Annotated in this window: 17 protein-coding genes and 1 tRNA gene; 6 read left to right on the top strand and 12 right to left on the bottom strand. The window is 35.0% G+C overall.

What is annotated here, in order from left to right; all coding sequences use genetic code 11:
• Window positions 1-108: 108 nt before the first annotated feature.
• Entirely contained in the window at window positions 109-1,584 is a 1,476-nt protein-coding gene (gene rpoN, locus EZJ43_RS10965; protein ID WP_133262762.1) for an RNA polymerase factor sigma-54, read from the top strand.
• Window positions 1,585-1,663: 79 nt separating this feature from the next.
• On the opposite strand, the gene EZJ43_RS10970 is transcribed toward rpoN, so the two are convergent.
• From EZJ43_RS10970 to EZJ43_RS10985, 4 genes are all read right to left on the bottom strand, one after another.
• On the bottom strand, window positions 1,664-2,674 hold the full coding sequence (locus tag EZJ43_RS10970) for a PorP/SprF family type IX secretion system membrane protein (RefSeq protein ID WP_133262763.1): 1,011 nt from the start codon (window positions 2,672-2,674) through the stop codon (window positions 1,664-1,666).
• The gene (locus tag EZJ43_RS10975; RefSeq protein WP_165953147.1) at window positions 2,675-6,190 is read right to left on the bottom strand and encodes a PKD domain-containing protein; all 3,516 of its coding nucleotides are present in this window, start codon (window positions 6,188-6,190) and stop codon (window positions 2,675-2,677) included.
• A gap of 158 nt (window positions 6,191-6,348) precedes the next feature.
• Window positions 6,349-6,549, bottom strand: a complete 201-nt coding sequence (locus tag EZJ43_RS10980; protein ID WP_133262765.1) for a hypothetical protein — start codon at window positions 6,547-6,549, stop codon at window positions 6,349-6,351.
• 49 nt (window positions 6,550-6,598) lie between these two features.
• The gene (locus tag EZJ43_RS10985) at window positions 6,599-6,730 is read right to left on the bottom strand and encodes a twin-arginine translocase TatA/TatE family subunit (RefSeq protein ID WP_133262766.1); all 132 of its coding nucleotides are present in this window, start codon (window positions 6,728-6,730) and stop codon (window positions 6,599-6,601) included.
• 270 nt (window positions 6,731-7,000) lie between these two features.
• Here EZJ43_RS10985 and EZJ43_RS10990 point away from each other — a divergent pair, with 270 nt between their 5' ends.
• Both EZJ43_RS10990 and EZJ43_RS10995 read left to right on the top strand, forming a co-directional pair.
• The gene (locus tag EZJ43_RS10990) at window positions 7,001-7,660 is read left to right on the top strand and encodes a TetR family transcriptional regulator C-terminal domain-containing protein (RefSeq protein ID WP_133262767.1); all 660 of its coding nucleotides are present in this window, start codon (window positions 7,001-7,003) and stop codon (window positions 7,658-7,660) included.
• The gene (locus EZJ43_RS10995) at window positions 7,660-8,964 is read left to right on the top strand and encodes an ABC1 kinase family protein (RefSeq protein ID WP_133262768.1); all 1,305 of its coding nucleotides are present in this window, start codon (window positions 7,660-7,662) and stop codon (window positions 8,962-8,964) included. The genes EZJ43_RS10990 and EZJ43_RS10995 overlap by 1 nt, the downstream gene beginning before the upstream one ends.
• A gap of 2 nt (window positions 8,965-8,966) precedes the next feature.
• Here EZJ43_RS10995 and EZJ43_RS11000 read toward each other — a convergent pair whose 3' ends face one another.
• Window positions 8,967-9,323 (bottom strand): response regulator, encoded by a 357-nt coding sequence (locus EZJ43_RS11000; RefSeq protein ID WP_133262769.1) that lies wholly within the window; start codon window positions 9,321-9,323, stop codon window positions 8,967-8,969.
• A 261-nt stretch (window positions 9,324-9,584) separates the two neighbouring features.
• Between EZJ43_RS11000 and EZJ43_RS11005 the strand changes: the two genes are divergently transcribed.
• Window positions 9,585-10,169 carry a hypothetical protein gene (locus EZJ43_RS11005; protein ID WP_133262770.1) on the top strand — a complete coding sequence of 195 codons (585 nt, stop codon included), beginning with the start codon at window positions 9,585-9,587 and terminating at the stop codon, window positions 10,167-10,169.
• 152 nt (window positions 10,170-10,321) lie between these two features.
• Window positions 10,322-12,265: an LTA synthase family protein gene (locus EZJ43_RS11010; protein WP_133262771.1), complete on the top strand. Its 1,944-nt coding sequence runs from the start codon at window positions 10,322-10,324 to the stop codon at window positions 12,263-12,265.
• Between the two features lie 663 nt (window positions 12,266-12,928).
• Here the strand turns inward: EZJ43_RS11010 and EZJ43_RS11015 are convergent.
• The 5 genes from EZJ43_RS11015 to EZJ43_RS11035 all read right to left on the bottom strand — a co-directional run bounded on the left by EZJ43_RS11015 (window position 12,929) and on the right by EZJ43_RS11035 (window position 23,172).
• The gene (locus EZJ43_RS11015) at window positions 12,929-15,274 is read right to left on the bottom strand and encodes a GAF domain-containing protein (protein WP_133262772.1); all 2,346 of its coding nucleotides are present in this window, start codon (window positions 15,272-15,274) and stop codon (window positions 12,929-12,931) included.
• Window positions 15,275-15,403: 129 nt separating this feature from the next.
• A complete protein-coding gene (locus tag EZJ43_RS11020) occupies window positions 15,404-19,012 on the bottom strand; it encodes a BamA/TamA family outer membrane protein (RefSeq protein WP_133262773.1) in 3,609 nt (1,202 codons plus the stop codon).
• A gap of 30 nt (window positions 19,013-19,042) precedes the next feature.
• Window positions 19,043-19,903 carry an SdiA-regulated domain-containing protein gene (locus EZJ43_RS11025; RefSeq protein WP_133262774.1) on the bottom strand — a complete coding sequence of 287 codons (861 nt, stop codon included), beginning with the start codon at window positions 19,901-19,903 and terminating at the stop codon, window positions 19,043-19,045.
• Between the two features lie 4 nt (window positions 19,904-19,907).
• Entirely contained in the window at window positions 19,908-21,950 is a 2,043-nt protein-coding gene (gene ppk1, locus EZJ43_RS11030; protein ID WP_133262775.1) for a polyphosphate kinase 1, read from the bottom strand.
• A gap of 4 nt (window positions 21,951-21,954) precedes the next feature.
• Window positions 21,955-23,172 carry a Pycsar system effector family protein gene (locus EZJ43_RS11035; RefSeq protein ID WP_133262776.1) on the bottom strand — a complete coding sequence of 406 codons (1,218 nt, stop codon included), beginning with the start codon at window positions 23,170-23,172 and terminating at the stop codon, window positions 21,955-21,957.
• Between the two features lie 353 nt (window positions 23,173-23,525).
• Here EZJ43_RS11035 and EZJ43_RS11040 point away from each other — a divergent pair.
• A tRNA-Ile gene (locus tag EZJ43_RS11040) sits at window positions 23,526-23,599 on the top strand.
• Window positions 23,600-23,692: 93 nt separating this feature from the next.
• Here EZJ43_RS11040 and EZJ43_RS17550 read toward each other — a convergent pair.
• Both EZJ43_RS17550 and EZJ43_RS11045 read right to left on the bottom strand, forming a co-directional pair.
• Complete coding sequence (locus tag EZJ43_RS17550; RefSeq protein WP_262708861.1) at window positions 23,693-23,827, bottom strand: hypothetical protein; 135 nt, start codon at window positions 23,825-23,827, stop codon at window positions 23,693-23,695.
• Window positions 23,828-24,252: 425 nt separating this feature from the next.
• Complete coding sequence (locus tag EZJ43_RS11045) at window positions 24,253-25,773, bottom strand: hypothetical protein (protein WP_133262777.1); 1,521 nt, start codon at window positions 25,771-25,773, stop codon at window positions 24,253-24,255.
• Window positions 25,774-25,796 lie beyond the last annotated feature (23 nt).

Here is a 25,796-nt window from a genome sequence, read left to right on the forward strand (position 1 = left end):
TATTCTAGTAAAATTACACGTTTATCATTCAGCCAAATGAAGCATTGCAAAGAAAATTTGAAATGATTTGTTTATTTTTGTCTCAATTCCTTATTTTTTTTTTAAAATATGTTAAAGCAACACCTACAACAAAAATTATTACAAAAGTTATCACCGCAGCAAATACAGTTTATTAAACTTTTGCAGGTGCCAACGGTTGCTTTAGATACTCGAATTAAAGAAGAGCTGGAAGAAAACCCGGCTTTAGAAGACCCAAGTTTAATGACTGCCGAAGAACCGAAAGGCGAGTACGATGATTTAAACGACACATCTGATGATTATGACAGCTCGGCAAATGAAACCAGCAGCACTGATGAGTTTAATGTAGATGACTACCTACAAGACGACAATACCAACGATTATAGCACCAATTATAACAATAGCGACGACGATGAGGAGAAGAAAGAAACGCCAATTGCTATTGAAATCACTTTTTTCGAAAGTTTACAAGAACAGTTGGATTTAACACCCCTATCGGATGAAGATTTTATTATTGGAAAGCAAATTATTGGCAGTTTAGATGATGATGGCTATCTACGCCGCCCGCTAACTTCGATGATTGATGATTTGGCTTTCTCTCAAAATGTAATGGTTGAGGAAGCTGATGTTTTGGAAATATTACGTTTAATACAAAGTTTTGACCCTCCGGGGATAGGCGCGCGCGATTTAAAAGAATGTTTGTTAATACAGCTTAAAAGAAAGGATGCCAATAACCCAATAATTGTAAAGGCAATGAATATTGTTGAAAATTATTTGGATGAATTTACACGCAAACATTACGATAAATTAGAGAAAAGTTTAGGTTTAGACAGTGAGGAACTGAAAGAAGTTGTAAACGAGATTTTACGTTTAAACCCGAAACCCGGTGATGCTAATCAGGTTACTACCAAGCAGATGCAGATTATTCCCGATTTTCACATCAGCAATAATGAAAATGTACTAACGTTAACCCTCAACTCAAAAAATGCACCGGAGTTAAAGGTAAGTCGTTCGTATCAAGAAATGTTCGAGCACTATGATAAATCTTCGGCGAAAGACAAAAAACTTAAAGAAGCGGTTCAATTTGTAAAAATGAAGCTCGATTCTGCCCGATGGTTTATTGATGCAATAAAGCAACGCCAACAAACTTTGCTAAAAACCATGAATGCAATTATGCATTATCAGTACGAATATTTTTTAACTGCTGATGAACGCAAAATGCGACCAATGATTTTGAAAGATATTGCCGATAAAATCGATATGGATATTTCTACCGTATCGAGAGTTGCAAATTCTAAATATGTACAGACAGAGTTTGGTACTTTTTTACTAAAATCTTTTTTCTCTGAAGCCATTCAAACCGAAAACGGCGAAGAGGTTTCTAACAAAGAAGTTAAAAAAATTCTTGAAGATTGTATTGGCAACGAAGATAAACGCAAACCTTTAGCCGATGAAAAACTAACCGATATTTTGAAAGAAAAAGGATATAACATTGCCAGACGAACGGTTGCTAAATACCGCGAACAAATGAATATACCGGTGGCTAGACTTAGGAAAGAACTTTAATTAGTTGGTTAGGTGGTTAGTTGGCTAGGTGGTTGGTTATACCCTAATCCAAACAACAAAAAACCAAAAAAACTAAAAGCTACCACATTTTAATATAAGACGGTACTTTATAAATATTGTTGAGTAGCAAACCCAAAACAATTTCATGACTTCCGTTACTTACTTGATTAAGATCTGAAGTGGTGAAATCATAAGAATACGTTAAATTGACCATTTTCCCGATATTAAACCCAATCATTCCGGCAAAAGAATCATCTTTACGATAACTTCCACCTAACCAAAAGCGATCTTTAAAAGCCACTTTCATATTTAAATCGAACGAAACTGGCGCCGGCTGAACGTATTTCACCAACACTGACGGGATTGCAGCAATTTCATTATCAATAAAAAATTTATAACCAACAGTGGCAAAATAATGAGGCACTTCTTTGCCAGTATTGTAATCACTTGTGCTTGTAAAACTTAATTTTTGAGGTAGAATTTGTTGTGCCGAAACGCCAGCAAAAAGTCTAGCGCCGTACAACCATACGCCCAAACTTAAATCTGGCTTAGTTTGGTTTACAATAGTTCTAGAAATTGCTGGATCATTTGCGTATTCAAAACTCAGTGCATTCACATTTAACGAAATATTTGAAATACCACCTGCAACACCCACAGATAAATTAAAATTATTACTTAATTGCAAATGATAGGCATAAGTTAAGTTAACATCCGTGGTAGAAATTGGGCCCGCCTTATCTACAACAGCTGTAACGCCCACACCATGGTGTGCTGGCGACGATGTATAATTTTGCGTGTAATTTCTATCCATCGGGTTTCCTGTTTGTTCTGGAAAAGATGTCAGCGCATTGCTCCATAATTGTTGATCGCCGAGCGCCCAACTTACTGATGCAAATGACGTTTGAGGTGAGCCATTTATACCTGCCCACTGTTTACGAAAACCACCTTTAAAATCTACATAATTATCTATACCCGATAGCGCTGGATTTAGCAAATATTGATTAAATATATACTGCGTATATTGTGGTTTTTGCTGTGCGTAAGCTTGCGCACTAAAAAACAAAATGAATATGGTGGCTAATTTTTTCAATTATCTTATTATGGTTAGTGGGCCCGAAATATTTTTTCTCCCATTTTTTGGGCTTATTAAAAAGTAGTAAACGCCAACAGGTAACGCCGAGCCCATATAATTTCCATCAAAGGGAACGGAATAACCTTTACTAAAAAACACCCTCACGCCATCTCTGTTAAATACTTCTACTGTGGCATTAGGGTAAGTTTCTAAATATTTAATGTTCCAAACATCATTTATGCCATCGCCGTTAGGCGTAAAAGTATTGGGCGGTGTTACCCCTTCTAACACTTTTACAGTTACCTTACTGGTAGCTGTACAACCTAAATCGGTGGTTGCCGTTAATGTATATTGGGTATCTTGTTCGGGCGAGGCAATTGGATTTAAAACATTCGGATTATTCAACCCCTCTACCGGTAACCACGAAAATACAAGATTATTTCCACTTGCAACAGCCGGTATTGGAATTTCTCCACCAGCAAGAATATAAAGTGTTTCGCCAGCATCTGCAGTTGGTGATGCATTAACGGTAATGCTTTGTGTTATTGATGATGAACAACCATTATCGGCATTAAAAAGATATGTAATATTATGTGTGCCAACGCCTGCTAATTTTGGATTAAATTTTCCATCGATACTCATCCCATTTGCATCACTTGAGTAAGTGCCATCACCAGGTATCCCCGAGGTTTCCGTGGATTGAGTGATCATTACCTGACCATCGTTTTCGCAAATTGGATTGATAGCAGAAAAACTTAAAATTGGCGATGCTTTTAATGCTACGGCTTTACTAATAAAGCTCGAACATACAGTGCCAGAAAATGCTTTTAAAGCAACATTAAAAGTTTTTGTACTTGGCGTGCCGAACGATTGGTAGTTTAAAAGAATTTCTGGTGGAATTGGCGCAGTGAAAGTTTCGAAGTTGGTTGGGTCATTATCAAAATCTTTATAAACTTCTATCCTAGTAATGCTTCCGAAATCTACTGTCGATGTATTTTTGATAACGATAGGGTTATTGCCACACAAAGAATTTATAGACTGATCTAAAATATCAAAATTAGCCATTGGATTTGATCCATTAACGGTAAAACTTTGCGTTTTTACTGAAATACAACCACTGGCATTGGTAATAGTTAAGGTAACATTATAAATATCCGCTTTTGTATAAGTGTGCGTCCCATCTTTATCAGTCGAAGTATTAACACCATTTCCTGGCGATTGTGTATCACCGAAATCCCACAAATAAGTAAATCCAGTGTTAGTGCCATCAACATCTGTGGAGGTATTTATAAATTTAGCAGTTCCATCATTTAAGCAGATATTGGGCATTGTAAAGTTAGCCGACGGTAGCTCAGTCACTTCAACAGACTTTGAAAATACATTACTTTCACAGCCCGTTTCGGATGTTGTGGTTAAGGTAATAGTGTAAGTTCCTGTTGCTGTGTATTTGTGTACAAAAGGAAGTGCATCTGTTCTATCTTCGTTGGTTCCATCACCGAAAACCCAGTGCCATGTTTTAATTAATGCTGTAGGAATTTCTGCCGTGCGAATTGAAGATTGATCCGTAATTACAAGATCAGTATTGACACATGTTTTATCGAAAGCAAGAAAACTTGAAACTGGAACAGGATTGATCGTTATACTTTTAGAAACAGCATCAGCATAACAGCCTAAGGTAGATTTTGCAATAAGCGAAACCTCGTAAACGCCCGGCTGTGCAAACTGGTGTTTCGGATTTTGATCTGTAGAGGTAGTACCATCTTTAAAATCCCAAAGCCAACCGATAACGCTCGCATTTGGTTCATCGGTAGTACTTTGATCGGTAAAAGAAATCGCAGCTTGCTCACAACCAGAATCCGCTACATCAAACTTAGCGATTGGTAAACTATAAACAATAAAAACATAATTTGTTGTTAAATCTCCACTTACGCAGGTAGAAGCATTTGTAGGCACATGCGCATCAACCTTTAAATGATGTTCGCCTACTACGTTGTAAGTTTTGCCTACATTATACCGATAAACGTAAAGCGTCTGTCCATTAATTACTTTAACTTCTGGTGTCGGATTCAAAATTTCTTCGGGTGCTTCACCATCCAAAGTCCAAACAATTTTATCAGGTTGATAAGTCAAATTTACTTTAAGATCCAATTTAGTACCTACACAGCCGTTTTGGTTTTCTTCGTTTTTCGAATCATTTACTACAGTTAAAAAATTGTTGGCGGCTAAGTTTGTCCCTGCAGAATAGCCGTAAGATTCTACACTACCAAAACCATACGCAATGGCGTTAAATCCATCATCAGCAGAAAGTGTTAAACTGGTAGCAGTTACTGGAATTTGCGTATAGGAATAGTTAGCATTGCCGGCCAACGGCGACCAAGTTGTAGATGGCGCAGTTCCGTTAATTTTAAAGCTAGCTGTTTTATTGGCCCTAATTAATACGTTAATGTACTTGGCTGTGATATTTTCTAAATTTGAGGAGAAAACCGTTACATTGCTAATATTAAACTCTATTGGATTCAGGATTACCATTTCCGGATCGCCTTCTGCACTGCCACCACTTGCCGAAGAGCAAGCCTGGGTTAACGAATATTGAGCAACACTAATTAATTTATCGGCGGTAATGTAAGTAGATGAAGTTAACTGGCCACTTTCGATAAAAGCACCTTTATTTATAACCTGCGTTGAGCCATTAAAAGTAACACTGGTGTTATCTTCTTGCGCCATAATTCTTACAATGCAACGCCTGCCGAAAAAAGGAACTATACCATAGGTTTTGCCCCAGCTAACCGTTGGGTAAAGTTGTTGAAATATTGGATCTTGTGAACCGGTGCAAACAATGCCAATTACCGATGAACCAGAAAATGCAGCAAACCTTTTACACGAGGATGTAGCAGCATCTGTTTCTACATAAACGCCTGTAATATCTGGTGTACCACGTGGTAAATACTCATAAACATCGCCAGGATTAGCTAAATTTACTTTAATGATGTTTCCACTTTTTTCGTGTATATTAACAGTAGTATTCGGCTCTACACCAACCAACGTTAAGTAATTACTCCCGCCTGGGGTTTGGGTAAAATTCATGGAGTAATAGGTTTGCCCCAATGTTTCGAAAGGCAAAATTAACGATGCGGCAGATCTGGCCTTACCATAAATGTGGGTATATGCAGAAACTTTTGGCTTTCCATCAGTTACTTTAATATGAATACCCCTATTGATAATGTTTTGGTTTGCCTCGTTTTTATTTACATAAGCATTGGTACGGGGCACATCAAACTGCACGGCCGTATTTGCCGGAATAGTTTTGGTTGAGGAAAATGAACCGGCGCTCACCGTTACTTCAGAAGTTTGTTTGGCGGTAACAAAAATTGCAATTTGACCAAGATATACTACATTATCTCTATCCACACTAGGTTCGTGCGTAGGAAAGACACTCCAAAAATCAGTACCCTCGTTAGAAATATTTTGGGCAACTGTTTTGGTGAATGAAAGAATACATAAGAGGAGCGTAACTAGCAACCACGATCTTTTCATCAACATTAGTTAAGCTTGGTAATATTTGGCATTAGTATATAAATAGAATGCAATATAACATTAATGCGAAAGAACAAGCACATCGTTACCAGAAATTAACCAAAAATATCAATTCTTGTATCATAAAAAATACAAACTGGTAAAAAATTCTAAAATTGTTAGTCAGCAGATTGATCGGCGCTTCCAAATTTCTCAGAGAAATTTTTTGCATTTTCGTCTGCAAGTTCATCGTTATGGTCTTCAGTCTCTAAATTTTCATCCAATCGTTCATTCCACTTATCCAAACCAGATTGTTCAGATTCATTGCTTTCGATAATTGGATTTTGGCTTTCTTGAGGTTGGTTTTTTGGATCTTCCATGATAATAATTTAAAATTTAAACACTCATCTAAAACATTTGTTTCAAATACTACTCTGCCGGCGTTTCATTTTTACCAGATTCAAATTCTTTTTTCGATTTTCCGATTCCTCTTAAAAGCTCTGGAAGTTTTTTGCTTCCAAATAGCAAAACAACCACAACTATGATTAATATAATTTCCATTTCTTTTCTGTTTTGTTACAATATACGTTTTATTAACAGGAATCGATTTTACGAAGCGTTTTTCTTTTTATTTTCAATTTACGCTTTTAAAATATTTTAATCCACTAAATTATTAAGCTAAAAAACCTTTGCTATGCCCTATTCGTATATACGCACGAAGATTCTGTTTTAGATGTAAATTATTGAATCAGTTTAATTAAATTATCGCTTAAACGTTATCTTTATAGTACAGCAAAAAAACAATTTTTTAGCATAAAAAACTTCAAAAATATGGCTACCGTTCAACAAATTAGATCAGCTTATATCGATTATGTTTTAACCAATAATGAGCAACCCAAATCGGTTTATAGTTTTGTAAAAAAGCTTAAAATTCCTGAGGCAGATTTCTATCAATTTTATACCTCTTTTGAAAGTATTGAGAAAACCATTTGGTTTGAGTTAACATCAGAAACAATAAGTGCCCTTAAAGCGCAAGAAGTTTGGCCTCAATATTCCGCTCGAGAGAAAATACTAGCCTTTTTTTACAGCTACGTAGAACGGATGAAAAGCGATAGAAGTTTTATCATTTATAGTTTAAAAAGCCACAAAGATAAATTTACCACGCCTGCTGTTTTAAGTGGTGCAAAATCTATTTTTCAAAATTTTGCCGATGAAATAATTAACGATGGTTTGGAAAGTGGCGAACTGGCCGAACGCCGTTTTTTGAGTAAGCGCTACAAAGATGCAGTTTGGTTACAATATGCGTTTATTCTTAATTTTTGGATAAATGATGATAGCGTTGAATTTGAAAAAACTGATGAGGCCATTGAAAAAGGAATTAACGTAACGTTCGATTTGTTTCAACATTCTCCAATTGATAACTTATTAGAATATGGCAAGTTTTTGAGCAGAAATGGAAACCTTAAAGAACGGATGGGATTTAGCATATAATGAAGACACAAAAAAGTATTCCTACAACAAAAGTAGAACGCTCGGCAAAGTTTGTTAAAACAGGCTTTCAAATTGGTGGCAACTACATAAAACATTATTCTAAAAAGTTATTTAATCCTGATTTAGATCGATCGCAATTAAATGAAGATAACGCAACCGACATTTATCAATCATTAAGTGAGCTCAAAGGCAGTGCATTAAAAATTGCGCAAATGTTAAGTATGGATAAAAACATACTTCCAAAATCGTATGTAGATAAATTTACGCAATCGCAATACAATGCTCCTCCCCTTTCTGGCCCATTAATTGTGAGAACATTTACTAGAAATTTCGGCAAAACGCCGCAAGAAATTTTTGATACCTTTAACATCAATTCTACAAACGCAGCATCGATTGGGCAAGTACACCAAGCCAGCTTAAACGGAAAGAAGTTAGCCGTTAAAATTCAATACCCAGGTGTTGGCGATAGTATTTCATCGGATTTGAATTTGGTAAAACCATTTGCTTTTAGGCTTTTGGGAATGGATGAACGAGAATTAGCGATCTACATTAAAGAAGTAGAAGAACGACTTTTAGAGGAGACAGATTACGAATTGGAAGTAAAACGATCGATTGAATTTACAGAAGCCTGCAAAAATTTACCAAATATCGTTTTCCCAAGTTATTATCCAGAATTTTCTGCTAAGCGGATTATTACAATGGATTGGATTGAAGGGCAACATTTAAAAGAGTTTTTAAATACAAATCCCTCTCAAGAATTAAAAAATAAAATTGGTCAGGCACTTTGGGATTTTTATAATTTTCAGCAACACGAATTAAGGGCAGTTCACGCAGATCCACATCCCGGAAACTTTTTGATCACACCTGATGAAAACTTAGGCGTAATTGATTTTGGATGCATTAAAGAATTACCAGATGATTTTTATTACCCATTTTTCTCTCTTATTTCTAGCGATGTAATTAAGGATAAAGCTAAAACTATAGATGCATTTAGAAAACTAGACATGATTCATGCCGATGACACTGCACAGCAAGTTGAGTTTTACTATAAATCGTATAAAGAAATGATTGAGCTTTTTGCGAAGCCTTACACCAGTAATTCTTTCGATTTTGGTAAACCCGAATTTTTTACCAAATTATATGAATACGGCGAGAAAATATCTAAAATGCCCGAATTTAAGCAAGCCCGTGGGGTTAAGCATTTTATTTATGTAAACAGAACGAACTTCGGTTTATATACAATTTTGCACGAATTAAATGCAGTTGTAAAAACCGATACTTACAAACCAAAGGTTTTGGTTTAAGTTTAAGCGTTTTTTTTAACCACATCAACCATGTGGTCGAGATCAAATGGTTTTTCAATATAATCATCGGCATTGCAAGCAGCAGCCTGCTTCTCCAAATCTTTGGATGTAGATGTTAATATTGCCGGAAAATCTTCCGTTTGAGGATCTGATTTAAGGTTTTTAACCACTTCAGATCCCTTAACATTCCCTTTAATGTGGTCATCAATCACCACAACATCAGGATCAATTCTTTCTATATCATCAATTGGCTTCGTTGTTAAAGCAGGAATTACTTCAAATCCTTCTTCATCGAGTACATTTTCCATGATATTCAAAATATCCTCATTATCCTGTACCAGAATAACCTTCTTCTTCATAACTAGGGCTTCAAAATTTTATTTAAATATAAATAAAGATCATTTATATACAAAAGTAATATATCAACATTCCAAAACAATAGCTGTTTAGCTTTCTACATATAAAAATTACAAATTTTCGTATAAGAATAATCGCTGTTGGTCGATTGTTATTTCATTCTTGTATAAAATCGCTATCTCTCTTGAAACTAATTCGCCAGAATTTGCTCTTAACTACAAAACATAAAGAAATCAATTATTTAAAACTTAAAATCAAAAATCATGAAAACTCAACTTAAAAACATCATTCTTACAGGATTAACTATTTTTTCATTATCAGGTCTGGCTTTCACAAGTACCGCAGCGGTAAAAGTAAAAGCGCCTAGAGCAATTATTTTAGATAATGGTTTTAAACGAATTTTAGTAAGTGGCGATGTTGAGTTATTAATTGTACAAAATAAAATAGAGGGTTTGGTTTACGATGAATCAAACTTAGGGAAAGCAAAAGTTGTAAAAGAAGGCAATATCCTTACCATTACATCATCTGGTACAGAAACTGCAAAACTGATCTTATATGTAAACGATTTTTACAGAATAGACGCTTCAGGAAATGCAAAGGTTAAAAATTATGGAGAACTAAACTTAAACTATCTTCAAATCTTTTTAAAAGATAATGCCACCGCAGAAATCAATTCTAAAACAACAGGTTTATACACTGTTTTAAATGATAATGCTAACCTAAAATTAGATGGTGTGACAGACAACTATATCTTAGCGAAAACTAAAACATCAAAATTAACTATAGATAAATTTTATGCTACAACGGTACAAAATAGCCCTGATGAGTTTTTAGCGGAGACGAAGTAAAACTTCCACATTATAAACTTTTTAAAAGCGTTTCAACTTTAAGTTGAAACGCTTTTTTTGTTTCATTTTCACTATAATTGCAAAACGGAGACTAATTAATAATTTTCACAATAAAATAATTAAGACAATTAAAGTCTTAAAATTAAATCACTATGCAAATATTTAAATCAAGATATGGCGCATTTTTTGCGTTTTTAAGTTATTTTACGATTGCATCATTCATCGTTAGAACAATTTTACTAATTGCATCTTTAAAAACGACGAGCTTTGGGTTGTTATCCATACTAAAAATATATTTTACAGGTTTATTTTTCGATTTAGGCACTGGCTTGATAATACTCACTTTCTATGCGGTTTATCTTTTGTTAATGCCAAACCGTTTTTATCAAAAGAAATGGAGTAAGCTATTAACCATCGGTATATTTTTTCTTTTGGTGATGATTACTTTATTTTCGTTTTTTGCTGAATTAACTTTCTGGCAAGAGTTTGAAAGTCGTTTCAATTTTATTGCCGTAGATTATTTAATTTATACCTACGAGGTAATTAACAACATTAATGAATCTTATCCGCTGCCGCTTTTAATTTCTGGGATGCTAATTCTGGCAGTTGCCATCACTTACTTATTTAAAAGATTAGGCGTTTTCGAACAAAGTATCAACAGCAAAACTCCTTTTAGGCAACGTATTATTATTTCGGGCAGCTTTATCGCTATTGCAGTGTTGTTTTTACTTTTTGTGAAAAATTCGTGGGCAGATAACAGTCCAAACAGATATGATAATGAATTGAGCAAGGATGGGATTTATTCGTTTTTTGCGGCCTTTAGAAACAACGAATTAAATTACCACAATTTCTATAGGCTAATAGATGAGAAAGAAGCTTATCAATTGGTTAGGAAACAGTTAATCGATTCTAATACTACATTTGATAAAAATGATTTCTCTATAAAAAGAACCATTAAAGGGAATAATTCTAATTATAAACCAAACATAATGATGATTACGGTGGAGAGTTTAAGCGCCGATTTTTTAGCACATTATGGCAACACTCAAAAACTTACGCCTGTACTGGATTCTTTAGCCGATAAAAGTATCTTCTTTAGCAACATGTACGCAACAGGAACCCGTACAGTTAGAGGAATGGAAGCTTTAACTTTAGCCATACCGCCTACTCCAGGCAGTAGTATTGTGCGCCGAGATAATAACGAACATTTATTTACCACTGGGCACGTTTTTAAACAAGCAGGCTACACCGATACTTTTTTTTATGGCGGTGATGGTTATTTTGATAACATGAACCACTATTTCGGAAACAATGGATACAATATTGTAGATAGAGGCAGAAAATTATTGAATGAAAGTTTTGATGGTACCCGAACGCTTATTACCGATGGTGAAGTGAAGTTTGAGAATGCTTGGGGCATTTGCGATGAAGACATATTTAATGTTGCGATAAAAGATGCCGATCAAAAGTTTAAAGAACATAAATTGTTTAACAATTTCATCATGACGACATCCAACCATAGGCCGTTTACTTATCCTGCAGGTAAAATTGCCATACCCGAAGGCAGTAGAGAGGGCGCTGTTAGATACACAGATTTTGCCATTGGTGAGTTTTTAAAGAATATTAAAAGTAAACCTTGGTTTGAAAATACTATTGTGATTATTGTGGCCGATCATTGTGCAAGTAGCGCCGGTAAAAATGAAATCGATATATCTAAATATCAAATTCCTTGTTTGGTTTTGAATATGAAAAATATTGCACCAATGAACATTAAAAAAATGTCATCTCAACTAGATCTTTTTCCTACTTTATGGAGCTTGATGGGTTGGAGCTACACGAGTAATTTTTATGGCAAAAACGTTCTAGATGCTTCTTACCAACCGAGAGTAGTTTTAGGGACCTACCAAAAACTGGTGTATATGAAATCGGATAGCTTAGTAATTTTAAGTCCGCAGAGAAAGGTTGAAACTTACATTTACAATAAAACTAAAAATGAACAGATACAGGCTAAATTTCCTAAATCTTTAATTGATGAAGGCATTGCACAGTATCAAACAGCTTATGATTTGTTTAAGAATGGGGATTTGAAGTATTGATGTTTAGTTTTTATATTTTTTATATGGGATGATGTTTTGAACGGCCTTCATTTATAAAAAATCCCGAAGGGATGAAATTATTGTTGCATTAATAAACGCGCACTAAAAATCCCGAAGGTGGTGGCATATTTAAAGTTGCAAATAAAAAAAGATATCACCCACTACGGGGTTCAATCCGCTTAACAATTTATCGATTCTACAATAATATCAGTCCTACGGACTTTATTATTCTCAACTAGACCGAAAGTTATTTAATGCCAATAAAATTTACAAATTCAAATAAAAATCATAAAAAATCCCGAAGGGATGAAATTATTTTTGCATTAATAAACGCGGAATAAAAACCCCGAAGGTGGTGGCATATTTAAAGTTGCGAATGAAAAAATACCAACTATTACGGGTTCAATCCGCTTAATAATTTATAGATTCTATAATAATATCAGTTCTACGGACTTGATTATTCTCAACTAGACCGAAAGTTATTTAATGCCAATAAAATTTACAACTAAAATCATAAATATCATTTATAAAAAATCCCGAAGGGATGAAATTATTGTTGCATTAATAAACGCGGAATAAAAACCCCCGAAGGTGGTGGCATATTTAAAGTTGCGAAGTCATCCTGTTAATTGTGCGATTATCAAAGGCAGGCTAGCATACCTTTTAATCATTTCCGCTCACATACTTAACCCCTACTCTTATCGCTTTTAAACCTGCAACACCCTGCAGCTCATCCAACTCCAGAAATTCCAAATCATCGTTCAACAGATCTTGATCTTGCAAAAACTTAATGTAATCGGCGTATTCTTTGGCTTCATCAGCATTGAAATAAACCATTGCTATTTTATCGGGCTGCGTTAATCGCTCTGCCGTATTTTTAATCAATACCTTATCAATACGCTTTTTAACTACCTCATATCTAATATTATATGCACCCTCTACGTCAAACCTACGTTCATCATTTCTAAAACTAATATCTATAGCATTGGAGTGGATAAAAATAAGTTGGGTGGTAAGTAACGGTCGAGGCATTTCATTTACTAAACCTTTGGTAATCCGTGCGATCTCTACCATAGAAGTAAGTTGCCATAACCTAATATTTTTTAAATAAAGTGTATCGAAGGATTTATCTGGTGCAAGTTCCTGGCCGATATAAATATCATACTCCACGCCATCAGTTCTAAATTTACCGAAATAACAAGGATAAGAAGCCTGAAGGTTTGCTTGTGCCTGCTCCAAAAACTGGTTAATTTCCGAGTTAATCATTTGCATAGATACCTCCAATTTTCTTCTATTTTTAAAGGATAAACCGCGTTCTTTTTCTATGCTTTCGAAGTATAAATCCACAACCTTTGTTTTTGAAGGATGACTGGTTTTTATCAACAATAAAAATGGATAAACTTGTGTTTCTAAAAACTCAATCAATAAATTTTCTTCGTTGGTAGAGGTTAGGCTATTAATCCGGGTTAGCCACTCATTGCAATCGAAGAGTATTTTATCGGTAAGCTCTAAATGAACCAACGATTTGATTTTCTTTAGCGTTTCTAAAAGCTTATTAAGCTGTAATTGAAGATCTTCTTTTAATGCTAAATTACGTTCAACAGTAGAATCTTTAATATCTATCGCCCCAAAAAGAGGATACATATTTTTAAAAGAAACCGTTTCTATCTCTCGTGTTTTTCTTTTATTTCTATTGTTTTTAATGTATCTCCAAACTGCTTCGTTAAATTTCCATTGCACTGAAGGTTGTAAAGCAGTGAATTTATCCTTTAGTATTGCGTCCATTTTTGTACCAAATTCATCAATACTATATTGAAAAAACTGACCGATTAGAGGCATGGCGGGTTGCAGTTTGGAGCGTAAATTATCATCTACAGCATACTCGCTTTTAGAATATACTTCCATAATACCTGCCAATTCGTTATTGTTAAAAACCGGCAAAACCGAATAAGACGAAATACCTGCTTGCTTAAGCACCTTTAAAAATGGATCTTTCAACGCCAAATCTTCCGTTATACGTTTAACGAAAATAGAACGAGGATTTTCTTTGTAAGCATCTACTTGTGCAAAAAAAACATCTTCCGCAAGGGCAAATTCTCTTGTCGCATTAATTAGCTTACTGTCAGAAAACTCTTGGTTATCAAATACCAATTTACCATTTACGGTTAAGAAAGGCATTAAACCAAAATCAATTTTACTATTACCGCCAATTGTTTTAAGTGCCTGGCTAATTTGGTTAAATGTTTCTTTCTGATAATTATGGTCGACTAGCACATTTCTAATCCCAAGTAAGGCATGTTCTACGGTAATATCGCTTAACGAAATAACTGTAAAACCTTCAAAACTAAAATTGTTAAGAGGCAACGTTTTCTCTAAAAATTCAAGTTCATCTCCCTCTTGAAAATGATAACCAAGTTTTTCGTAATTGATTTCGGGCAATGAACCCACATACTTAATATCAACAAACTGCGTGTCGGTGTGGATATTGTAATACTGTGTTAAATTGGTTTCGGGGTGCGAGTGAGCATAAATAATCTCATTTTTTAAAACAGAACTAAACTTGTAAAAACGTTCTAAAATAATGCGATAAATAAATCGCAGTTGTTGCCGATCTAAAGATTCTTCTTTTTTATTGATTTTACTTTTAGGATTTCTATCTTGAAAAAAATTGTAAAATGTATCTGTGCTAAAGAAAATTTTATCGGGAATGGGTGTGCTCAAAGCCCAATATAAATCTTCGCTATTGGCCATTAATGGCGTTAAAATAGTAAAAATAAGTTCTAGTGTGTCGCTGTATGCTGTAAGTTCTTCGGGATTGATGTTGCTAACCAACAGTTCATCCTCTCGTTCTATCTTGTCTAATAAAAACCTATAAAATTCTGATTTTAAAGATTGTTCAGTTTTTAATCTTCCTTTTAAATGCGCCACTAAAGGCCTAAAAGACAAACTAGAATCAATTTGGCAATGAACACTCTCTTTATCGTTCAGCCGAATTACCTTGGTATTCATTGTAATGTTTTTCTGCAAAAATATATAATTATTACGCTGCACTTGTCAATATTTATTCAGGAAAAATCGCCTTAAAAATTGGCAATTTATGCGTTGCTTATTGCTGATAAATGTGAAAAGGATAAACTTTTAAAATCTAAACCCAATTGAAACATAAGGATACCATCCATCGCTAGAGTGGCCCATAACAAACTGCAATACGGCTAACGAAGCGGGCGCAAAATATACACCTCCGCCAATACCTTGGTGCCAACGATCAGACTGTTCATTGCTTGCCCAAACACGACCAACATCATAAAAGCCTAATAATCCAACTTGGCCAGGCAAAACGTAACTCACAAAATCGCCCAATTTATAGCGCAATTCTAAATTATTATAAAAACTATTTTGCCCCGCGAAGCGAAATTGCCTAAACCCTAAAAGATTACCTTGACCGCCCAAAAATTGGGCTTGGTAAAAAGCAGGCTTCCCGATGGTAATGCCACCGCCAAATCGATCGGCCAAAATTAAATTTGCGCGCCCATCCAGGTTTTTATAGATGGCGATATCGGCATTTAGCTGTGCATAATCGTTAGCATATTTATTTAAACCTTTATTCAAAATCAGTTTAAAATTAACGAAACTACCTAACGTAGGTAACAAATCATTATCTCGCGTATTGTTTGAAAAATTTACAACAGCACCTGCAAAAATCTTATCATTTGTAATAGTTAAACTATCGTACGAATGTAATTCATTGCTATTGTTTATAAATCTGCCAAAATTATCGCTCTTATCAAACTTATAATATTGAAATGTTGGACCAAAACTAAACGATGATTTTGGTCTGCGGTAGCGAATTAGTGGTGTTATTTGGTAAATATTAAAACGTGCCCTGTAATAAGTAATGTCGTCGCCATGCTCGTCGAATTTTGATTCGTTTCCATAACCAAAAAAGTTTTGTGTATTGTCTGGCGCGTAGGCATCTGCCTTAACAATCAAATCACCTTTACCCAAAGCTTTTAACCACTCGCCAGTATAATGAAATTTAAAGGCTGTGGTAGCGAACGAATGTAAAAAAGAAACTGTTTGAGAATTTCCATACGGATGTTTTCGAAATCCTGGATTAGTTATCCGATACGTTAAACCCGCCAGCAAGCCATCGTCTGTATTAAAACCAGCGTTTAAATTTAACGATGATCTTTTGTAAATATCTTTCGGGGCGTAACCAACATTTGCCGTATCGTTTGATAAACGAGTGGATAATTTATTTACCGCATCTCCATTAAATTGAGCCTTATACCCTTTCGCATAAACGATTACCCTATTTTCGGCATTAGCCACATTATAAACCTTTTTACCTTTGCCTCCAATAATTCTCAATTTTATGTTAGATGTTTTGTTATTTAAAATTAAGCTATCATTTCCATTATGCATGTAAACTCTAATCTCTTTCGTTACTAAAGGATCAAAAATTCGTTTATAAATTACTTTCTTAAGCTCCCCTTCTTTGGATATTTTATTGATTTTTATCGCCAACCCACCATCTTGTGTATCATTAATATGAATTGATTCATTTTTATCAGACATTTCAACATCAACTATTTTATTAAAAAAATGGTAATAATCATTCATCATTTTAGGCAAGGTGGCGCGCCTTTTTTTCATTTGATCCAAAAACTGATCATGACGTAACGCATACTGCACTGTCGGAAGTTTTAGCAATGCTTTCTCCATCACTTCATCAGTTATCGACGCACAAAATTCGGCTACAATACTATCCCATTGTTTTTCATCAATTTCCGAAAAGTATTTTGTATTTATCTCCCTTCCTTCCCACAAAAACCAATTAATATCTTCAACATTTCGTTCGTAACCTTGCATCATCGGCAGTAATGTAGAAGACTGGGCAAATCGTTGTACTAAACCTTGCGAACGATAAAAAACCTGATCTCGATCTCTGGGAACAGCCGAATATTTGGAACCTTTATCTGTCTTCTCTTCTTTCCAACGCCATTGGTCGTCGTGTCTATCCCAATCGCCAATTAAAACATCCAACGCCCTCGCTTTTACCTGCAAAGGCCCATCGTAAGTATTATCATTATCATCGACCAATTTTTTCATCATTTTGGCGGTATTGTCCGATTCGCCAGTAGGCTCTCTCTCCTCCAGCAAACACAACGTATTGGCAAAAACAGACGAAAAATCGCCCAAACCTGGATCAGCAGATACATAACCGATAATTGGATTACTGTGTGGCACACCCGCAGCCTTCGCCAGTTCTGGCACCACCAAGGCAGAAAAAGGGTGCTGTGCAGATACATTGTCTCTAATAATATCTTTGGCAAAGGTTTCTCGCAATTGTGCAGGCAATAAAACTTCGGGGTATTTTAAAACAGATCTCAACACCCACTCCTTGCCATCCTTATCTACCAATCTTAACGATTTTGACTGATTGCCACCGCCAAGTTTGGTTGCTGTTAAACCACCTTTAAACTGCGACATCCGCAAAACAGGAACCTTAGTTGCTAACGCATAATCTTTTCGGTAATTCTCTCCAAATAAGAAACGATGAAACTTGCCCACACTGTCATAAGCGGTATTAATTTTAATGGTAATGCTGTCGCCAATGATGGGTTTAATTGGTGTGATATCCTTTTGAGTAAGCTTTACAAAAGGTTTTATGTAGGTGTAAACCTTTTTTGCGCCGCTATCTGCATAGATATAGTATGTATATCGCATATCGTTGTTTAAAAGCTGATCTGCAATAACATAACCTTGTTTCTCTTCGTGAAATAAGGTATTTTTTCCAAACTTATTGGGCGATGCTTTTGAGCCCGAACCGCTTACAATTTGCAGTTGCTTACTTTGAATAAGTTGCAAACCATGCTCGTGCCCCGAAACAAAAGCAGCATTAGGGTAAGCACCAAAAACACTGTTAACAGACTTAATCAAATCTTTGTAAGCAGGATGATTCAAATCTTCGGGACTAAGCAAGCTACTCCTAAGCAGGGGATATAATGAACCGATGCCGGGTAAAGGAATGTATAAATTATCTTTTAGTGATAAAAGTGGAAACAAATGATTTTTCCAAGTAAAATAACCACCGTGCGAACCGTAACTCTGCATTGGATGGTGTGATGCGACAAGGATCGTTTTACCCAAATTTTGGTCGAGCAAATCTTTCATCTTTACCACTATTTCGTCTTTGGTATGGCAGTCGCAATCGGCTATCGGATTATTTTTATTATACGGAAATAGCCACCATTCGCTATCATAAGCAACTACGGTAAGTTTATCGGTTAATTTAATGGCAACCGGATCAGGGCAACCATCTTCTGGAATCATTTTTAAAAGCGGATCGTTTTGCGCACGTAAATAATCACCTTGTGCTTTAATTTTCGCTAATCCATCAGGGCCAGATTTGTCCCAATCGTGGTTACCGGGGATAAAATATACCGAAGCGCCCATCGCCCGCATGGGTTGAAACTGAGATTGTAAAATTTTCTGCCCTTCCGCTTCGCTCGCAGTACCAGACAAACCCATACCAGTTGGATATATGTTATCGCCCAAAAAAAACACGGCAGTTTTATTCGGAATAACCTGTTGGGCGGCATTTTTTAAATCCTGCATTTGCAAGGTGTTCATTTCTCCGGCATCGCCGATTAAAATTACCCTATATTTTATGCTGTCGGTTTGTGCGGAAACAACAATGTGAGTTAAAATAAAAGCAACTATAAACGTAATTTTTTTGAGCATTTTTTTTTATTTGATACTATTGTAGCGCAATTATTTCTGTAGGTGTTTAAACATTAAAATATTACCTGCTTGTAGGGTTCCACCTTCATTTGAAATGTATAGATTTTGATCTTTATCAAAAGCAATCCCTTCGGGCTGATTAAAATAACCGCCTTTTAACGGATAAACGGCCTTGATTTTAAAATTTTCATCCGTTACCACGATCATTTTATTTACCGATGATAATATAAACCACTCGTTAGTTGCCTTATTTTTTGCCAACGCAGATGGGTGGAATTTGAATTTTTTATCGCCCGTAAATTTAACAATATCGCTGTGGGCAATTAACGATTCTCCTGCAGGTGTTAAAACGCCATCCGCAGCCAATTTTAGTTTAAAAATAGGTGTGTCTTTACTCGCCTTACTTTGCTTATTAAGCACATAAATAGTATTCGCTTGTTCATCGGCATATAAACCCTCATACTCAGCTTTTGGCACCAAGCCTTTAAACGCCTGAACATTCGTTGCCTCATCGCCATTGGTACCGCTTAGTGGCATGGTATGCAGTTCGCCATTGCTTTTTAAGATGATTACTTGGTTATTGGAAATGCTCAAATCTTCGTAATCGCCTTTGCCAGCAAATTTAGAAAGCTTTGCTTCTTTATCTTTTAACCCTAAACTGAACAAGTAACCCTCTTCATCTTGTATGGCGTAAACTTTGGATGGGTCGCCGTTAACAAATGCGATACCCGAAATTTCGAACAACCGTTGAGGCATATTATATTTTATAGGCTTTGATAAATCGTAGCCCGGCAAAGTTGCTTCGGTTTTAGCTTCAACGCAAGAAATTGCTGTAAAAATACCGAAGGCAACTATTAATTTTAAAGCGCTATTATTTGTGTGATTTAACATAGAACTACATTTTACTTAACAACTTATAAATACTTAATTGAGATTGATTTGGCAAACTACTATTAACAACAGGAATATTGTTTAAATGTTCATCGATAAAAACGGCCTGCACATTATCTGTTACCGACAAATTTAAAATATCCAATATTTCAAGTTTAATTTTGGCATCGTAAATTGGAAAACACACTTCTATCCTACGGTAAATATTTCTGTTCATCCAATCGGCCGATCCTAAAAACACATCTACCTTGCCCAAATTATTAAATGCAAAAATGCGGCCATGCTCTAAATATCGATCAACAATTCTAATTACTTTAATATTTTCGCTTTGCCCTACAACCTGCGGGATTAAGCAACAAATACTTCTAACCAGCAACGTAATTTTTACGCCCGCCTGCGAAGCTTCATAAAGTTTATCAATAAGGACTTTCTCTTCTAAATTATTTAATTTAATCGTTATCGAAGCCTCTTTACCAGCTTTGGCGAACTCGATTTCTCGTTGTATAAGCGCCAAAAACCGATCTTGCAGATTAAACTGCGCCACCAATAAATGCTGAAATTGAATTAAATTTTTTGACGTTGGTTTGGTTCTTTTAGCTAAGAAGATGAACAACAATTCAACCTCTCTCAATAAACCAGCATGGGTGGTAAATAAAATATGATCGGTGTAAAAAGAAGCTGTTGTTTCGTTAAAATTACCGGTTGCTAAAAGCCCCGAATAATGCATCCGACCATTAATTTCTCTTTTAACCAACGCAATTTTGGCGTGCACTTTAAGTGCGGTAACGCTGTGAACAATTTCTACGCCTGCAGCAGTCATTTTTTTCGCCCATTTAATGTTGTTGGCCTCATCAAACCTGGCTTTTAGCTCCACCAAAACAAAAACCTTTTTACCATTTTTAGCGGCGCTGATTAGTGCATTTACAATTTTAGAATCGCTCGCTACGCGGTAAAGTGTTACGTAAATCTCTTTGGTGTTTGCATCTATTGCAGCCTCATTAAAGAACCTTAAAACGCTATCGTAGGCTTGGTATGGCGTGTGTACAATTAAATCTTGATGCTGTATATTTTCATAAATAGTACCTTCAGCCTCTTTTAACCGATTAATTTTTGGCCAAGGCTGAAAACTTAAAACTTCGTCGTGAATGGGAAAATCGAAAAAGTCTTTTAAATTATGATAATTTCCACCTTCCACTATACCCGCTTTTTTTAGGCTGAAAATTTTCTTTACTCGCTTTAAAGTATTTTCGGGTATGCCCGGTTGATGAAGAAAACGGGTAGCGAAACCAAAATCGCGTTTTTGCAATTGCGCTTCAATTTGATCTGATAAACTTCCTGGATATTCGTCTTTTAAATCAATCTCTGCATCGCGTGTAACTTTAAAACTGTAACAGCCCGTAATTACTTGGCAGGGAAATACATGATGTAAATTATTTCGTACAATATCGTCCAAAAAAGCGACGAACGTAATTTCATCAACCTTTATTTTAAAAAATCTTTTTAGCGTAGCTGAAGGAATATTTAAAACGTAGATGATTTCATCCGCCCCGGTTTTAATGGTAATTAAAAAATATAATTCGTTATTATTTGGGAAGAAATTACTTGTTGCATTTAGCTTTATGGGTTGAAGAAATGCAAGGATTTGCGTTAAAAAGTAATGCTCGGCAGTTTTTAAAATTTGTTGAGGAAAAGCTTCATTATAAACTAAATGAATTTTATTTGCTTTTAAAACCGGAATGATACACTGCGTTAGTGTTTTTCCATATCTAATTTGCTGTTTGGTAATTAAATTAGATGCAGATAGTAATAAATCTTCATGAACCTCAATCGCATTGCCCACTTTATTACTCAGCTTTTCTAAAGCCAATAAAACTGGCATCCTAACGCGATAAAACTCATCCAAATTTGAAGAGAAAATAGATAAGAATTTTATTCTTTCCAAAACTGGAACATTTTCTCGCTCTGCTTCTGCCAATACCCGATCGTTAAAATATAACCAACTTATGTCGCGGTTAAAATACGTTTGCTTACCACCAATTTCTGTCATTTTACTAATCTTTCCCAAACCACAAATAAGCTACCATAAACGACAGCACAGATAAAACAATACCGAACATAAAAATATTGTAGGCCAACCTAATCAGCTTATATTTCCGACCGAGCACGACGCCCTGAGAATACACATCTCTAATTAAAGTACCATATAAAAACTCTTTATCGCCCATAACCTGGCGCATACCATTGGCATAATTATCGAGTGGCATTTTGTAAAAATTACCGAAGAATAATAAGTTAACACGCTTGTTTTTTAAATCTTCATCGTTAAAAACACCCGAAGGAATGGATGGACGCGTAGATAAAATAGATACCACTACACAAGCCAGACTTACAATGAGTAACATAAAAGTTGGCACCATCAAAAAACTGTTGTTTTCGAGTCTGCGGAGCAGTAAACTTACAATTAACGATAAAATGATTGAGTTAACGGTAATGAGAATGTGAGCTTTATTATCGGCCATATCGCTTAACCGCTGATTGTTGGCAGATGTAATCCTAAACATGGTTTCTATTCCCTTCTCGGGCCGCTCTCGCTTGTTTTTTTTCTCGTTTTTCGTTTCTGGTTCTACTGGTTTTAATTCTATAACTACAGCCTCGGGTTTTATTTGAGGCTCTTCTACTTTTAATTTGCTTTTTATCTTATCTAAATTCTTTTGTTTTTGGTCGTTCAGCAACAACTGACAATAATCGGTATGGTAATGATGTTTTTCTAAAAAGTCTAAATCTTTTTTACGCCAGTCGCTTTTGCTAATATTCCGCTCACAAATAAGTTCAACCTCTTTGTGCATTAATTTTGCTCTATCACGAAATTCTTCTGTTCCTAAATGAAATAAATCGGCATCGCATAAAATATTTTCCAACAGATTGGCTGGATTTTGAGGTATTTTGGTGCTTAAAATCGTATTGGAGATTTCCGTTCTAATATCTTGTGGAATCCCTTTATTTTTCAAATAAACATCAGCAATTTCGGCACCTTTTTGCTCGTGGTTTTTTGCATCTTCAAAATAACCCACATCATGAAAAGTAGCCGCCAAAACAACAATAAAATAATCGCGCTCATTTAACTGATAATGATTTGCAATTTGCTCGGTTGCCCGGATAACTTCAGCAGTGTGTTGCGCATTATGATACGCCAACCTAACATCTTTATGGGTTTCAAAATAATTGCTTACGTATTGTTTGGCTTCATTTTGAATCTCGGAATATTTCATCAGTACAAATTGCTTTTATCTGAGCTAACAACATTATTAATTCAAATTAGTTTTACAGCTTAAAGTCTGTTTAAGATAATTAAACAGTTTACAACTGTAAACATTTCGGTTTACAATGATAACCATTTCATCATTTTATTGGATTATTTTTAGCTTTAATATCGGTTTTAAAAGCGTTTAAGTTACAATAATGCTGTGAAAAAGATGATTTTAAATTTTTAGTCTGTTTTAAACAAACTGATAAACAGTGATTTGAAGCGTCATTAAAAAATTTTTGATACTTTTCGTTAAAAAATTTTCCGAATTTGAACACAAATTTGTAACATTGCAACTCAAAATCAAACGATTTTGCCGGGCCTATAGCTCAGCTGGTTAGAGTAGAAGACTCATAATCTTTTGGTCCCTGGTTCGAGCCCAGGTGGGCCCACAAAAAAACCTCAACGAAAGTTGGGGTTTTTTTATGCGAAAACCACTGTTTACAGACTTTAAAGCTCACTTTTAGGTAAGTAGGCAACTGCTACTATTTTTTAAAGGTACTCATTTGAAAATAGAGCTTACACTCTATTTTAATCTTAGGGCGCTCACTAATTTTGTAGTCTGGTGTGTAGGTTACCTGTACCTCACATACTTTTAAACTGTTTTCTATCTGTACCATAGTATTTATTAATTATGGTACTCAATCCACCTTTCAAACCAATTAAGCAAAGGAGGAACGGAATAAATAGGGTGTGTGAGGGCTACGTGAGCGTTTATGCCGTAGTTCCTTTAAGCGTATTGGGTGGACAAGGTTAAATTTGTGTAATGATTGATAGATACTCTACTCTCTCACTCTTTTCAATATCCAGATTTCAATCTATTTCTTACTATTAAGGGGTAGGTTTATTTTTTGGATATTAGTTAACTACCAGATTTTAGAGGTAGATCAACCTTTATGTTTTAAAAGTTAAAACAGTTCGATTCATAGCTAACTAACAGCTATACGGGCAATCTACGCCAATATTTATAGAGTTTATTGTTTTACCAACTGGGGTTTAACCCCCCTTTAGTGAAACGATAATTGCTCAAAAGCCAAAATAACTTCTAACCGTATATTTTGAGATAATTTTCAATTGACTGTTTACTGAGAGTCATACTGCTCAGATAATCTTGATGAGTAGATAAGTTTTGATTTAAATTATCACATTTCTCGCGAGATTCTTCAAGTTTAATCAACATCTTCTCGAATTTCTCTTCTATACCAGTAAGTTTTGGATACCTCTGCTTTATTTCTTTAAGAGCCAAGTTGTCTAAATCTTCATTACTAATAGTATGTAGTTTTTTAGCTTCTACATAATTATTGTAAATCTCTATTCTAATCGAAGGTAGCGTGTTTTGATAAAAATTTGTTTTTTCAAGCAAGTCATCAACTTCTACCTTTATTTGGTCTCTTTTTTTACATGAGTTTTCTAATTCGATTTGCTTAAGGCTTAAAAAAATATTGATTTCATCGATGCACTCTAATAGCTCGGGATATACCACTAAACAGCAATTGTCGATACGGTCAATATATTCTTGCGTGGGCACAAAATCACACCAACTATAAATACTATCGATGAAGTTAGTGGCACCTGAAATTTTTTCTGCTTTTACAACCATTTGTAAAAACCCTTCAAGGTGAATCTCATGAAGCTTTTCTGGTTTGAATGAGATAAAATATCCAAATAAATTATCTGACTCTTCAATCATGTTATCATATAGACACCTTTCTAAAGAGTTTACCAGATTTTCACATTCATTAATCACGTATTTTTTAATAAATTCGTCATTACCGCCCTCTTGGAAGCCATTAGAAGCGTCTCTGATAAAATCCAATGCCAAAGCCCAACTTTCATTTTCACAGGCGTACTCTCGAGTATTCCGTAGAATTTGCAAAAAATCAGCGTTTCTGTATATTACTAGTCGCGAATAAGGTATTATTTTGATACCTTTAAAAATGAGCGTTACAGTAAAGTATGATGCTGAACCAAACCCAAAATTGGTCGCTATTTCCACAGATAAAGTATCATCAAGAGTGTACCAAAAGTTCTTCCATCCGTTAAACCTATGGGAAATAACCTTTATTTCAGCTTCATGTATAAATTTCTCATAGGTCGTTTGGAGAAAATACGACTGTAAAAAAGTTTCTGTGTAGTTTTTAAAATTTTTAGCACCATAAACCCTGCTTGCCCCATTAGCATCTCGGGGTAATTCTACTAATATGGGGAAATTATAATTAGTGTGATTTTGATAAAGTGTTATTTGAGTGTTTACTGTAATATTAAAGAAACCTCCATATTGGCTACTTAGATATAGACAATAACTCCTATTTCGGTATAAATAACTATAATTAAGAGATATTTTAGAATAAAACTCTATAATAGATTGCTGTTGTTTTTCAACTCTATCTCTTGCATTAAGTTCTCCATATGTTTTGTCATCTAAGGTTTGATAAAAACTCTCAACATCTATCTCGTTCAACAATGCTTTCTCTATAGGAATATATTCCGTATAAAAATTGCCTAGGTTGTCTTTTTTTAGTGCATAAACCGCATCTTCATTGATATCTGTGTACGTGTAACTCATTTTTGTGACGACTAATTCGTGAA

The organism is Pedobacter changchengzhani (assembly GCF_004354365.1).
Taxonomy (GTDB): Bacteria; Bacteroidota; Bacteroidia; order Sphingobacteriales; family Sphingobacteriaceae; genus Pedobacter; species Pedobacter changchengzhani.

Bases quoted from the DNA above. Each gene is read 5' to 3' on its own strand.
- EZJ43_RS17550 (WP_262708861.1), bottom strand. From the start codon at position 23,827: ATGGTACAGATAGAAAACAGTTTAAAAGTATGTGAGGTACAGGTAACC.
- EZJ43_RS11025 (WP_133262774.1), bottom strand. From the start codon at position 19,903: ATGTTAAATCACACAAATAATAGCGCTTTAAAATTAATAGTTGCCTTC.
- EZJ43_RS11045 (WP_133262777.1), bottom strand. From the start codon at position 25,773: ATGAGTTACACGTACACAGATATCAATGAAGATGCGGTTTATGCACTA.
- EZJ43_RS10995 (WP_133262768.1), top strand. From the start codon at position 7,660: ATGAAGACACAAAAAAGTATTCCTACAACAAAAGTAGAACGCTCGGCA.
- EZJ43_RS11035 (WP_133262776.1), bottom strand. From the start codon at position 23,172: ATGAAATATTCCGAGATTCAAAATGAAGCCAAACAATACGTAAGCAAT.
- EZJ43_RS10985 (WP_133262766.1), bottom strand. From the start codon at position 6,730: ATGGAAATTATATTAATCATAGTTGTGGTTGTTTTGCTATTTGGAAGC.
- ppk1 (WP_133262775.1), bottom strand. From the start codon at position 21,950: ATGACAGAAATTGGTGGTAAGCAAACGTATTTTAACCGCGACATAAGT.
- EZJ43_RS11000 (WP_133262769.1), bottom strand. From the start codon at position 9,323: ATGAAGAAGAAGGTTATTCTGGTACAGGATAATGAGGATATTTTGAAT.
- EZJ43_RS11010 (WP_133262771.1), top strand. From the start codon at position 10,322: ATGCAAATATTTAAATCAAGATATGGCGCATTTTTTGCGTTTTTAAGT.
- EZJ43_RS10980 (WP_133262765.1), bottom strand. From the start codon at position 6,549: ATGGAAGATCCAAAAAACCAACCTCAAGAAAGCCAAAATCCAATTATC.
- rpoN (WP_133262762.1), top strand. From the start codon at position 109: ATGTTAAAGCAACACCTACAACAAAAATTATTACAAAAGTTATCACCG.
- EZJ43_RS11015 (WP_133262772.1), bottom strand. From the start codon at position 15,274: ATGAATACCAAGGTAATTCGGCTGAACGATAAAGAGAGTGTTCATTGC.
- EZJ43_RS11005 (WP_133262770.1), top strand. From the start codon at position 9,585: ATGAAAACTCAACTTAAAAACATCATTCTTACAGGATTAACTATTTTT.
- EZJ43_RS11020 (WP_133262773.1), bottom strand. From the start codon at position 19,012: ATGCTCAAAAAAATTACGTTTATAGTTGCTTTTATTTTAACTCACATT.
- EZJ43_RS10975 (WP_165953147.1), bottom strand. From the start codon at position 6,190: ATGAAAAGATCGTGGTTGCTAGTTACGCTCCTCTTATGTATTCTTTCA.
- EZJ43_RS10990 (WP_133262767.1), top strand. From the start codon at position 7,001: ATGGCTACCGTTCAACAAATTAGATCAGCTTATATCGATTATGTTTTA.